Annotated in this window: 5 protein-coding genes; all 5 read left to right on the top strand. The window is 69.4% G+C overall.

Annotation, left to right across the window (positions count from 1 at the left end; genetic code table 11):
• The first annotated feature begins 13 nt into the window (after positions 1–13).
• Complete coding sequence (locus ACQY76_RS17285; protein ID WP_428029944.1) at positions 14–7,000, top strand: amino acid adenylation domain-containing protein; 6,987 nt, start codon at positions 14–16, stop codon at positions 6,998–7,000.
• A gap of 135 nt (positions 7,001–7,135) precedes the next feature.
• Entirely contained in the window at positions 7,136–8,662 is a 1,527-nt protein-coding gene (locus tag ACQY76_RS17280) for an efflux transporter outer membrane subunit (RefSeq protein WP_428033041.1), read from the top strand.
• The gene (locus ACQY76_RS17275) at positions 8,659–9,771 is read left to right on the top strand and encodes an efflux RND transporter periplasmic adaptor subunit (protein ID WP_428029943.1); all 1,113 of its coding nucleotides are present in this window, start codon (positions 8,659–8,661) and stop codon (positions 9,769–9,771) included. Before ACQY76_RS17280 ends, ACQY76_RS17275 begins: the two co-directional genes overlap by 4 nt.
• A 12-nt stretch (positions 9,772–9,783) precedes the next feature.
• A complete protein-coding gene (locus ACQY76_RS17270) occupies positions 9,784–12,849 on the top strand; it encodes an efflux RND transporter permease subunit (RefSeq protein WP_428029942.1) in 3,066 nt (1,021 codons plus the stop codon).
• Positions 12,849–13,643, top strand: coding sequence for a 4'-phosphopantetheinyl transferase family protein (locus ACQY76_RS17265; protein ID WP_428029941.1), 795 nt, complete (start codon positions 12,849–12,851; stop codon positions 13,641–13,643). The genes ACQY76_RS17270 and ACQY76_RS17265 overlap by 1 nt, the downstream gene beginning before the upstream one ends.

Raw genomic sequence — 13,643 nt, 5'->3', positions numbered from 1 at the left:
CGGGATGCCGCTGATGGCGAGCGGCTATGTTGCGGGCCTCTCCTTCGGCCAGCGCCAGATACGGATGGCGGAACTGCTGCGGCCGGGACGCACGCTGTTCGCCATGCCCCTGCTCCTGCAAATTGCGGGGCCGGTGGATCGGGAGGCCCTGCGCGCCGCGCTCGACGCAGTGGTACAGCGCCATGACGGGCTGCGCGCCACCTTTCCCCTGGTGGAGGGCGCCCCGGTACAGGCCGTCGCCGATGAGGCAGCGCTCCCGCTGGCCATGATCGCCACCGACCTGCCTCTCGCCGGCCCCGACTTCGCGGCCAGAATGGCTGCCGAGGCGCAGGCCATGGTGGACGAGCCCTTCGACCTCTCGGCAGGCCCGCTCGCCCGTTTCCTCCTTCTGCAGGCGGCAGACGGCGGCGCCGTGCTGGTGGCGGTGTTCCACCACATCATCTGCGATGGCGCGTCGCTGGACGTTTTCGTGAGCGACCTGACGTCGGCCTATGACGACGCGATGGCTGGAAAGGGGGGCACCCGCCCGGCTCTGCCGCTGCAGTTCCCCGATGTCGCGGATTGGGAGCAGGAGCGCTTCGGCGCTGCCGGCCCGGCGCTCGATGCCGCCATGGCCGCGTGGCGCCACCGCCTGCACGGCGCGCCGGCACGGCTCGACCTGCCCTATGACCGGCGGCCGGAAGCGGGTGGCGAGGCCCGCTCGGCGCAGGCCGAGCTGCATGTTCCGGGACCGGCAGCCGCCGCCCTTGCGGCGCTGGCACGCACGGAGGGCGCGAGCGAATTCAACATCTACCTCGCTTTGCTGTTCGTCGTGCTGCGGCGCTGGAGCGGGCTCGACGATCTCGTCGTCACCATCCCGGCCTCGAAACGCGACCGGCCCGAATTCGCCGGGGTCATCGGCCTGATGGTGGACACGCTGCCGATCCGCGCCGTGGTGGAGGCGGAAACGCACTTTCCCGCGATTCTGGCCGATGTGCGGGAGGCGCTGCATTCCGCCATGTCGCATGGCGACCTGCCGTTCGAGCGCATCGTCGAGGCCAGCGGTGTCGAGCGGCGCGGCGAGGCGGCACCCTTCCTGCAGGTGCTTTTCGGCACGGCGGAAGCGCCACATCCTCCTGTGACCGCGCTGGACGGCACCCGTTTCGCGCGGCTGCCGGAGCAGCTCGACCAAGAAGCCAAGGCGGAACTGTCGCTGGTCTATGCCACTGCAGCGGATGGCCTGCGGCTGTGGTGCCGCTATGACGCGGCACTCTTCACGGCTGAAACCATCGAAGCCCTGCTCGGCTGGTTCGGCCGCCTTGCGGAGGCGCTGGCCGCGCAGCCGGACCAGCCGGTGCTGTCTGTTCCGTTGCTGTCCCCGGCGGAGGGGGAGGCGCTGGTCGCGCGCTTCAACCCCACCGCCCCGCCCTATGAGCGCGACGCGAGCGCCATTGATCTGTTCTTCCGGGATGCCGCGCGCCATCCCGACACGTCGGCCATCGAGGAAGACGGCACCGTCCTGACCTATGGCGCGCTCGCCGCGCGGGTGCGCCGGCTCGCCACCGTGCTAGCGGCGCGGGGGCTGCTACCCGGCGATGTGGCGATTCTCGCTTTGCCGGTCTCGGCCGCCCTCATCGAGGCGCAGCTGGCGGTGCTGACGCTCGGTGCCGCCTATGCGCCGGTCGACCCTTCCTTTCCCGCCGAGCAGCGCGACCTGCGCGCCCGGCAGGTGGCCGCGCGGCATGCGATCATGCGCGACCCTTCCCATTTGGCGGCGGGTTGCACCCGTCTCGACTGGGCAATGCTGGTCGCCGAGGCCGAAACGGCAGAGCCGCATCCCGGAGCGCCGGTGAGGGGCGACAGCCCGGCCTATGTGATGTTCACCTCCGGCTCCACCGGCATGCCCAAGGCCGTGTGCGTGCCCCACCGCGCCATTGTGCGTCTCGCCCGGGCGCGCGGCCTCGCCGCGCCGGGACGGCGGGTGGCGGTTTATTCCAACCCCGCCTTCGACGCCTCGACGCTGGAAATCTGGCAGCCCTTGCTCAATGGCGGCACGCTGCTGCCCGTCGATCGCACGGTGGTCATGGACCCGCGCGCGCTTCGCCTGTTCCTGGCCGAGGCGCGCGTGTCGCTGCTGTGGATCACCGCCGGCCTGTTCCAGCAGATCGCCGCGCTCGACCCCGGCGCCCTCGCCGGGCCGCGCGTCGTCATCACCGGCGGCGACGTGGTCAATCCAGCAGCGGCGCGGGCCGTGCTGGCGGCGGGCCGCGAGCGGGGGCTGATGCTTTTCAATGGCTACGGCCCGACCGAGAACACCACCTTCAGCACCCTCTTCGACATTGCCGACCTACGCGATGACGAGCTGACCATTCCCATCGGCCGTCCGATTTCCAACAGCACCGCCTATGTGCTCGACCCCGCCAGGCGGCCGCTGCCGCCGGGACTGGTGGGAGAGATATGGGTGGGTGGCGACGGCGTCGCTCTGGGTTATAGCGGCGATGCGGAATTGACCGCCGCCCGCTTCCACCCCGACCCGTTCGCGCCGGCTCCCGGGGCGCGCATGTACCGCACCGGCGACCTCGGCCGCTGGCGGGCGGACGGCGCCATCGTCTTCCTCGGCCGCGCCGACACGCAAGTGAAGATCCGCGGCTTCCGCGTCGAGCTGGGAGAGATCGAGGCCGTGCTCGCCCTGCACCCGGCCGTCGGCAGCGCGGCGGCGGTCGCGCCCCGCCGGGCCAGCGGCGAGCGCGACCTTGTGGCCTATGTCACGCCGAAGCCGGGCATGGAGCTGTCAGCGGGCGAGCTTCGCGCCCATCTGGAAATTCGCCTGCCCCGGCAGATGCTGCCACAGGCCTTCATCATCCTCGACCAGCTGCCGCTGAATGCCAACGGCAAGGTCGATACGCGCGCCCTGCCCCGGATGGAGGTCGCCGACGCTCCCGCCGAGACGCCCGTCGAGCCCCGCACGCCGGAAGAACGGATACTCGCCCGCATCTGGAGCGACCTGCTCGGTGGCGGGCTCGGGCCGGCGACGCCGGGGGTGCGGGACAATTTCTTCCATGTGGGCGGGGATTCGATCCTCACCATCCGCCTGGTGGCCCGCGCCTTCGAGGCCGGTCTCGACATCGAATTGAAGGACGTGTTCGAGCAGCCGACCGTCGAGGGCCTCGCCGCCATCGCGGTCCGCCGCAAGCGGGCGGTGCAGGCGCTGGGCCATGGCGCCCGCCATGGCGCGGAACTGGTGGCCGCCGCGAGCGATTCCCGCAACCCGTGCCGTTTCGTCAGCGTGGCGGTGGCACGACGGGTCTCGGCGGTGGACCTCGGCTACGCCATCCAGCGGCTGGCGGAGCGGCACGACGCCCTGCGTCTCCTGCGGGCGGAGGATGCCAGCGGCCGCTATCTCACCGTGTCGGATTTCCTGCCCGCCGTGCCGGTGCGCTTCATCGATGTGCCGGCGGGAACGCTCGACGATCTTGACCGCTGGATCGCCGATCACCGCGCCCGGCTGGCGCGCGGCATCGACCTCGCAACCGGCGTCACCATCGCCGCCACGCTGGTGAAGCAGGAGACCCCGGCGGGGGACAGCTACATGGTCGTGCTCGCCCTGCATGAGGCGGTGGCCGACGACCGGGCGATGCTGCTGCTCGCCACCGAACTCGAAGCCGCGCTGGCGGCAGGCCCGAACAGCGCGCGCTCGCCGGTGCCGCCGCTGAGCTTCTCCCACTGGCTCGCCTGGCTCGCCAGCCATGCCGCCAGCCCCACCGTCCGCGAAGCGGCGATGGCGGGCGAGGCGGCGGTGGCCGCAACGGCCCCGGAGGCCGCCCCTCCGGCCGATCTGCCGCCCGATCTGCCGCCCGATCTGCCGCTCGGTCCCGCCACGCCTCGGGCGCATCTGGTGCTGGACGGCGCCAGCTCCCGCCTGCTGCTGGAGGACCTGCCCGGCCGGCTCGGCGTTGCCCTGCTGGATGCGCTGCTGGTCGCGCTCGGCGAGGCTCTCGACGGCGCTCCCGCCATTGAGGTGCTGGACGGCCGCCGCACGTTGCCCGCCGGGGCGCCGGAGGCGGCGGGTCTTGTCGCCAATCTCGACGCGCTGCTGCCTTTGCAGGCCTGCCCGCCCGGGCGGGCGCTCGGCCTCCGGCTGCGCGAGGCCAAGGCGGCGCGTCAATGCGCCGAGCCGCTCGGCCTCGCCTTCAGCGCCGTTCGCTCGGCGTTTCGCCTGGCCCAGCCCACCATCGGCCTCGCCATCCTGCCGGCACCGGCGCAGGACCCGGCCATCGCTCTTCATCATCACACGCCGAACTTCTCTCCCTCCGTGCGGGCCAGCCTGACAGTGCGGGTGACGGGTGGGCGCATGGCGCTCGGCTGGTCGGGAGGCGTGCCGGCCCTCACCCCCGAGACCGTGCTGGACGCGATTGCCCACACGCTGCGGGCCATCGCCCTCTGGGCGCAGGCGCAGGCCGCGCCGGTTCTCACACCGGGGGATTTCCCGCTCGCCGGTCTCGACTCCGCCACGCTCGACGAGGTCGTGGGCGCCGATACGGACATCGAGGAAATCTATCCCCTGTCGCCGATGCAGGAGGCGATGCTGCTGCATTCGCTCAGCCGCCATGGTTCGGCGGTGAATTTCGAGCAAAGCTGCATGCGCTTCAGCGGCCCTCTCGACATCGCCGCCCTGCGCAAGGCCTGGGCGCTGGTGTTCGACCGCCACCCGGTGCTGCGTACGGTGTTCCGCTGGCGCGGCCTGAGCCGCCCGTTGCAGCTGGTTCGCCGTACCGCCCAGCCACCCGTGACACTCGAAACCTGGCCCGGGTTCAGGGTCGAGCGTCTGCAGCAGCGTCTGGCGGAAGACCGGGCGGCCGGCTTCGATCTGGAAGCAGGCCCGCTCGCGCGCCTCATCCTCATCCGGGTGAGCGCCCGCGAAGCCTATCTGATCGCCAGCTTCCACCATTTGCTGGCGGATGGCTGGTGCCTCGCCCAGCTGGAGCGCGAGTCCCGCGCCGCCTATGAGGCCCTGCGGCGCGGCATCCAGTATGTGCTGCCGCCGCCGGCCCGGTTCCGGGACTTCATCGCCTGGAGCACCACGGTCGACCGGGTCGCGATGCGCGGCGCCTTCGTGCCGCTGCTGGCCGGCGTGAAGGATCAGCCGGCCCTCCATGCGGCGGGCAATGGTGCCGCTTCCTATGTCACCGTCCGCCGGCAGCTCACCCTCGCGGAAAGCAAGGCGCTGAGCGATCTCTCGCGCCGGCGCGGGCTCACCATCGCGGCGCTGGCGCATCTGGCCTGGGGGCTGTGGTCGGCCGCGCGGCGGGGCTGCCACGACACGGTCTTCTGCACCACGGTTTCCGGCCGGCCGCCACAGGTGCCGGGCGTGGAGCAGATGGTCGGCCTGTTCATCAACAACTTGCCGGTGAGGCTGCGCTTCGATGCCGGCAGCCCGATCCTCGCCCTTGCGGAGGAGATGCAGCGCCAGATCGCTGCGCTGCAGTCGCAGGGAACCGTCTCGCTGATGGAAGTGGTGGAGGCCGCCGGCATCGGCGATCGTGCCTCGGCCCTGTTCGATACGCTGCTGGTGGTCGAGAACATGCCGTCCGGCGCCGAGGCGTGGACTGGCGCGGACGGGCTGAGGGTGGAAAGCGTCCATAACGCCCTGAAATCCGCCTATAGCCTGACCGGCGTCGTCGTGCCCGGCGAACGCGTGGGACTTTCCATCGTGCTGCCGGACCTCGACGACACCGCCGCCATCGTCGGCGAGACGATGATCGACGAATTCGCCGCCCTGTTCGCCGCCCTGCCCGGCACCATCGAGCGAACCGTCTCGGCGCTGCCTCTTCCGCCGGGCGCCACGGTCCCCCGGCCGGTGCCAAAGGATGGCGAGGAGCCGAACGAGGCCGGCTCCGCGCCGCTTCCCGACCCCACCGACGCGGGGCAAGCCGCGGTGCTCGACGTGCTGTCCGCCATTATCGGCCGCCGGCTCGGTCGTGCGGAGGACGTGCTGGCGGCCGGTTTGACCTCGCTTGGCCTCGCCACGGCAGCGGCGCGCCTGTCGGAGCGCCTGCAGCGGCCGGTGCCGGTCACCGCGCTGATCGAGCATCGCAGCGCGGCGGCGCTGGCCCGCGCGCTGGCGGTAAAGGCGACATCGCCGCCGGTCTGGGATGCGGTGGTGCCGCTTGCCACCGGGCAGGCGGAGCCCTTCATCTGCGTCCATCCCATCGCCGGCGATGTCAGCGCCTTCCTCGAACTCGCCCGCGCTTTTCCCGCCGGCACGCCGTTCTGGGCGCTGCAGGCGCCCGGGCTGGAGCCGGGGCAGGAACCGCCCGGCAGCGTCGAGGCCCTCGCGGCGGCGAACCTTGACGCGCTCGCCCGCCGGGGCATCCCGGCCCCGCGCCTGCTGGGCGGCTATTCGTTCGGCGGCATCGTCGCCTATGAGATGGCATGCCAGCTCAGCCGGCGCGGGAGCCCGCCCGAACGTCTGGTCATCATCGACACCCCGGCACCGCTGGGCCGCCATTCCGTGCTACCCGCGGATCCCGGCCGCGCCGAGGCGGAATGGCTGGTGCGGATGGCCGGCGTGCGCGCACGTCACCATGCCATGGCGCCGAACCTCAGCGTCGAGGACCTGCTGCCGCTGGATGAAGAAGGCCGCTTCGCGCTCGCCCGCGCCCGGATGCGGAATGCCGGCCTCATCGCCCCGGAGGCGGATGCGGCGTGGCTGCGCCGCACCTATCGCGCCAGCCGCGCTCTCTATGCGGCGTTTCTCGCCTATGCCCCGGCGCCGGACGCGCCGCGCGATCTGCCGCTGGGCCTGGTGCGGGCCTCCAGCGTCAGCCCGGGCGACCTCAGCGAATCCGACAGGACCCTCGTTTCGGCACCCGACATGGGCTGGCTGCGCCTCAATGATCGGCTCCTCGGCGTGCGCACGGTCGGCGGCGACCATGTGTCCATGCTCTCGGGCGAGGCGGCCGCCCACACCGCGGCGGCGATCGCGTCTTTTCTCGTCCGACCTTCCTCGGCGGAGAGGTAAGGTAACGCCATGGGCGCGCCGCCGATTCGCATCAGAGGGCACACGCAGCGCGGCGCCAGCCGAGGGCGCCTGATTGCGGCTGTGCCACGTGCGTGGCTGTACGCCGTCGCAACCCCGTTCCTGCTCTCCGGCTGCATGGTCGGGCCGAACTTCCAGGCGCCGCCGGCGCCCGAGGTGAGCGGCTACACGGCGGAGCCGCGCCTCACGCCGGCGATGGCGACCGACATTGCCGGCGGTGCGCCCCAGAACTTCGTTGAGGCGCTCGATGTGGGCGGCCAATGGTGGCGCGAGTTCAACTCGCCGCAGATCAACGCCTTCGTCGAAGAGGCCGTGCGCAACCACCCGGATGTGCGCGCCGCCCAATACGCCCTGCGCGCGGCGCGGGAGACGGCATTGCAGACACGCGGGGCGCTGGTGCCGCAGGTCAGCGGCGACGTGTCGGTCACCCGCGAGCAGGTAACCGCCGCCTCGGGAGGCACCACCGGCAAGCCGCTGCTATATAATCTCTACGAGGCGTCGGTGAACGTCACCTACACGCTCGATGTGTTCGGCGGTCTCCGGCGGCAGGTGGAATCGGCCGAGGCGAAGGCGCAGTACCAGCGCTTCGAGATGGAGGCGACCTATCTCGCCCTCACCGCGAATGTCGTCACATCAGCCATATCGGACGGTTCGCTGCGGGAGCAGATCGCCGCCACGCAGGCGATCGTCACCGCCGAGACCGACCAGCTGCGCCGGGTCGAGCGGCAGTTCGATGTGGGCGCGGTCTCGCGCGCCGACGTCCTCGCCCAGCAGGCGACGCTGGCGCAGACGCAGGCCACCCTGCCTCCGCTGCAGAAGCAGCTCGCCCAGGGGCGCAACCAGTTGATGGCCTATCTCGGCCGCCTGCCCAGCGAAGACCGGGGCGAAAGCGTCAGCCTGAAGAGCCTGCGGCTGCCGCGCAAACTGCCCGTCAGCCTGCCCTCCCAACTGGTGCGGCAGCGCCCCGATATCCGGCTCGCCGAGGCCACGATGCACCAGGCGGCGGCAACCGTGGGCGTGAACACCGCGAACCTGCTGCCGCAGTTCACTCTCTCCCCGTCCCTGGGGACAGACGCGCTCACCGTCGGCCAGCTGTTCACGCCAAACGGCCTCGCCTGGACCCTCGCCGCCAACGTCGTGCAGACCTTGATGGACGGCGCTCAGAACTACCGCACCAAGGAAGCCAGCGTCGCCACCTTCGAACAGGATTACGCGCTGTATCAGAGCACCGTCATCACCGCGTTCCAGAACGTGGCGGATTCGCTGCGCGCCGTGCAGTACGACGCCGCGACGCTGCGTGCGCAGGCGCTGGCCGAGCAATCGGCGCTGGAAAGCCTGAAGATGGCGCAGGAGCAGTTCAAGTTCGGTGCCGTCGGCTACGCCATCGTCATCACCGCCCAGCAGACCTACCAGAACGCCGTCATCGCCCGCATCCAGGCGCAGGCCATGCGCTACAACGACACCGTGGCGCTGTTCCAGTCGCTGGGCGGGGGCTGGTGGAACCGCGTCGACGAGACCAGCGACGCCCTCCCGCGCAATGGCGGCTACCTCCAGGGGCCGGACGGGCCGGCGCTTTCCGCGACCCGGACCGGCTACGTCCCGGCAATTCCGCCATCCGACAGCGACATGGAGCGACTCCCGTGAGGACAAGGCATGTCATCGCCTGGCTGGCTGTCGCGGCCGTTGCGGGCGCCGCCTATTATGTCGTGAAAGAGCGCGCCCCCGCCGGCCCCGCCCCGGCACATGGTGGCGCCCCGGCGCAGACGGTTGCCGCACAGACGGCGCAGATCCAGACATGGCAGCCGACCATGGAGCTGGTAGGCGAATTGCGGGCATCGAAGGGTGCCGATCTGGCGCTCCAGGTCTCTGGCGTTGTGCAGACCCTGTCCTTCGAGTCCGGCGACACGGTGAAGGCCGGCGCGCCGCTGCTGCATCTCGTCGCCGACGACCAGACCGCCAAGCTCACCTCGCTGAAGGCCACCGCCGAGCTGAACGCCCTGACCCTGAAGCGCGACACGGAGCAGCTCAAGATCAAGGCGGTAAGCCAGGCGACGATCGAGACCGACCAGGCCAATCTCAAGAACTCGGAAGCGCTGGTGAAGCAGCAGGAGGCGCTGGTCTCCTACTATACCCTGAAGGCGCCCTTCGCCGGCCGCCTCGGCATCCGCAGTGTCGATCTCGGCCAGTATCTGAGCGCCGGCACGGTCATCGTCACCCTTCAGGCACTCGATCCTATTTTCGCGGATTTCTTCGTGCCGCAGCAATATATCGGCAGCCTCAAGGTGGGGCAGCCGGTGACGCTGAAGATCGACGCCTATCCGGGGCAGGCCTTCACCGGCGCGGTGAGCGCCATCAATGCAAAGGTCGAGGCGGGCAGCCGCAATGTGAAGGTGCGGGCGACCTTCAAGAACCCCGACGACAAGCTCGTGCCGGGCATGTTCGCCAAGGTCGACCTTGAGATCGACGCCGCCCAGCCCTTCGTCACCCTTCCGCAGACCGCCATCGTCGCCAATCCCTATGGCTCGACCGTGTTCGTGCTGGAGAAGGACGCCGCCGGCACCGGCCTGGTGGCACGCGAGACCTTCGTGAAGACGGGCCAGGCGCGCGGCGACCTCATCGCCGTCACGTCCGGGCTGAAGGAGGGCGAGACCGTGGTGGTGGCAGGCCAGATCAAACTGCGCAATGGCACGCCCGCCGTGGTCGACAACAGCCACATTCCCACGGCCGAGCGCGATCCGAACGTGTCGGACTGACAGGAGCGGACGATGCCCATCACCGACATTTTCGTCCGCCGGCCGGTGCTTTCGCTGGTGGTGAGCGCGCTGATCCTGGTGATCGGCGTGCGCGCCATGTTCGGACTGCCGATCCTGCAATATCCCGCCATGCAGAACGGCGTCGTCACTGTGACGACGACCTATGCCGGCGCCGATTCCGACATCATCGCCGGCTTCATCACCTCGCCGCTGGAGAACGTCATCGCGCAGGCCAACGGCATCGACTACATGACCTCGTCGAGCCAGACCGGGGTCAGCTCGATCACCGTGAACCTGCGGCTGAACTACAATACCGGCGACGCCCTCACGGAAATCAGCACCAAGGTGAACTCGGTGCTGAACCAGCTGCCGAACGGCACCCAGCAGCCCATCCTGGCGCTGAAGACCGGCTCGACCATCGACGCCATGTACATCGCCTTTTCCAGCACGGTGCTGGCGGAGAACGAGGTGACGGACTACGTCGCCCGTGTGGTGCAGCCGAAGCTGCAGGCCGTCGCGGGCGTGCAGGTGGCGGAGATTCTGGGCGGCAAGAACTTCGCCCTGCGCGCCTGGCTCGACCCGGACAAGCTGGCCTCGCTCGGCCTCACCGCGACGGATGTGGCGACCGCCCTGGAGACCAACGACTATATCGCCGGCGTGGGCACCACCAAGGGCCGGCTGATCCAGGTGAAGCTCTCCGCCGCCACCAACCTGCATTCGGTGGAGGAGTTTCGCGAGCTCATCATCAAGAATGTCGGCGGCGCCGTCATCCGCCTGAAGGACGTGGCGAATGTCAGCCTGGGCAGCGACGACTACGACTCGCGAACCAGTTTCGACGGCAAGTCGGCGGTCTATATCGGCATTCAGGTGGCGCCCTCGGCCAATCTGCTAAATGTCATCGAAGGGGTGAAGCAGATGCTGCCCACCATCTTCGCGGACCTGCCATCCGGGCTTTCCGGCACGGTGCTGTATGACGCGACCGACTTCGTCAACACCTCCATCCGGGAGGTGGTCACCTCGCTGTTCCAGGCAGCGCTGATCGTCACGCTGGTGGTCTTCGTCTTTCTCGGGTCCTGGCGCTCGGTATTCATCCCGATCATCGCCATTCCGCTCTCGCTGATCGGCAGCTTCGCGCTGATGCTGGTCTTCGGCTTTTCCATCAATCTGCTGACGCTGCTCGCCCTCGTGCTCGCCATCGGCCTTGTGGTCGACGACGCGATCATCGTGGTGGAGGGCGTCAACCGCCACATGGAGCAGGGCCTGAAACCCGTCGATGCGGCGATCGCGGCAGCGCGCGAGCTGGCAGGCCCCATCATCGCCATGACCGCCGTCCTGATCGCGGTCTATGTGCCGGTCGGATTCCAGGGGGGGCTCACTGGCTCGCTGTTCACGGAATTCGCCTTCACCCTGGTGGCGGCGGTGATGGTGTCGGCGGTGATCGCCCTCACTCTCTCGCCGATGAGTTGCGCCCATCTTCTGAAACCCTACGATCCTTCGGCGCGCACGCTGGAAGCCCGCCTCGTGCGCACCATCGACGCCGCGATGAAGGCCGTCACCGATGCCTATCGCGTCGCCCTCACCGCCTCGCTGCGCGTCCTGCCGGTCACTGTCCTGTTCGGTGTGCTGGTGCTGTCGAGCATCTACTGGCTCTATTCCAACGCCACATCGCAGCTCGCCCCGCCGGAGGATGAGGGCGTGATCCTGACCATGATGACAGCGGCGCCGAACGCCACGCTGGAGCAGCGCGAATTCTACGTGCAGCAGATCTACGACATCCTCGACAAGCGGCCGGAGACCGACCTCGTCTTCCAGATCAACATGCCGGGGCAGGTCATCGGCGGCTGGGTGCTGAAGCCGTGGGACCAGCGCAGCGTATCGGCGCTGGCGCTCGCCCCGCTCATCCAGCAGGATTTCAACAAGATCGCCGGCGTGCGCGTGGCCGCCTTCCAGCTGCCGCCCTTGCCCGGCAGCAGCGGCCTGCCGATCCAGTTCGTGCTGAAATCCAACGATTCCTATGCCCGGCTCTATGAGGCGTCGCAGAACTTCCTCAGCGAGGCGATGAAGAGCGGCAAGTTCATCTTTCTCGACGGCGACATGAAGATCGACCAGCCGCACGCCGCCATACATTTCGACCGTGACAAGGTGTCGGCACTGGGCCTGAACATGAGCGATGTCGGCGCTGCCATGGCCACCATGCTGGGCGGCAATTACGCCAATTATTTCGATCTCGGCGGCAAATCCTACAAGGTCATTCCGCAGGTGATGCAAAAGCACCGGCTCAACACCGACCAGTTGCTCAACTATTACATAAAGGCGGGAGACGGCACCTCCGTCCCGCTCTCCACCATCGCGTGGATCGAGACGAAGACGGTTCCGCAATCGCTGAACCACTTCCAGCAGCTCAACTCCTCGACCATTTCCGGCATCGCCATGCCCGGCGTGTCGGATGGCGAGGCGCTCACCGAGCTGAAAGCCATCGCCGCCCGTGCGCTGCCCTCGGGCTACAGCTATGATTTTGCCGGCTCCTCGCGCCAGCTGGAGCAGGAATCCAACGGTTTCGTCACCACCTTCGCGCTGGCGCTGGTCATCATCTTCCTGGTGCTCGCGGCGCTGTTCAACAGCTTCCGCGATCCGCTGGTCATCCTCGTGTCGGTGCCCATGTCGCTGGCCGGGGCGCTGGTCTTCATCTGGCTCGGCATTGGCGGCGCCACCATCAACATCTACACGCAGGTGGGCCTCGTCACGCTCATGGGGCTGGTGAGCAAGCACGGCATCCTGATGGTGGAAGTGGCCAATACGCTGCGCACGCAGGGCCTCGCCAAGCGCGAGGCGGTCATCGCGGCGGCAACCATCCGCCTGCGCCCGATCCTGATGACGACGGCGGCGATGGTGCTGGGCGTCACCCCGCTCATCGTCGCCACCGGGGCGGGCGCCAATTCGCGCTACAATATGGGTCTGGTCATCGCCTCCGGGCTCTCCATCGGCACTCTCTTCACCCTGTTCGTGGTGCCGGCCTTCTACCTGCTGCTCAGCCACCGCGACGAGAGCGTGCCCGCGCCGGCCGCCGCGCCCGCCTGATGCCCGCGACGCCCGCTCCCTTTGCGCTGTTCGAGCGGAGCGCCCTCCTGCCGCTGCACGAGGGCGGCCGCCGGCTGCCATGCGCGCTTTCGATGGTCGCCGCCCCGCTCGCGGTGCTTGAAGGTGTGGCGCCCGACACGCTCAGCCCGGAGGAGGCGGACCTGCTGACCGACGGCTTCGCGCCGGCTCGCCGGCAGTCTTTCCTCGCCGGGCGCCGCGCCGCCAAGAACGCCCTTGGCTTTCTCGCGCCCGAAAGTTCCGCCCGGGAGATTCGCATACTGCCGGGCCTGCTTCAGCAGCCGGTCGTCCACGTACCGGGGCGGTCGAACCTGCAGGTGACGCTCGCCCACGCCGGCATGGCGGCTTTCGCCATCGCGCATCCGGAAGCGTGCCCCATGGGCGTGGACCTCGAACGGGCGGCACCGGATCAGCTTTCCGCCCTGCGCGCGCAGACGACGCCTCGCGAATGGGCGCTCGCGCGCAGCGCCCTGCCCGGTGACGACGCCGGGCGGCTGCTGCAGCTCTGGTGCCTCAAGGAAGCGCTGTCCAAGGCCTTGCGGTGCGGCCTTACCATGCCCTTCAGCCTGCTGGAGGCCCGCACCCTCACGGCGCTGCCCGGCGGCGTGCGCGCCCGCTTCGAGAATTTCGCCCAGTATGAGGGCATCGCCCTCCACGCCGCGCCCTTTTGCCTGGCGGTGGTCCAGCCGCACACGGCACGGTGGGAGAGCCTTGAGGGAGGCATGCCGCCTCATCCTCTGCGGGAGTGGCTGGGGGAAATCGCGGCTCTCGGGTGA

It is taken from the genome of Ancylobacter sp., from assembly GCF_965279025.1.
GTDB lineage: Bacteria > Pseudomonadota > Alphaproteobacteria > Rhizobiales > Xanthobacteraceae > Ancylobacter.
This window is presented reverse-complemented; position numbering and strand designations above follow the sequence as displayed.

Coding starts and splice junctions, on each gene's coding strand:
- ACQY76_RS17285 (WP_428029944.1), top strand. CDS start 14: ATGGCGAGCGGCTATGTTGCGGGCCTCTCCTTCGGCCAGCGCCAGATA.
- ACQY76_RS17280 (WP_428033041.1), top strand. CDS start 7,136: ATGGTCGGGCCGAACTTCCAGGCGCCGCCGGCGCCCGAGGTGAGCGGC.
- ACQY76_RS17270 (WP_428029942.1), top strand. CDS start 9,784: ATGCCCATCACCGACATTTTCGTCCGCCGGCCGGTGCTTTCGCTGGTG.
- ACQY76_RS17265 (WP_428029941.1), top strand. CDS start 12,849: ATGCCCGCGACGCCCGCTCCCTTTGCGCTGTTCGAGCGGAGCGCCCTC.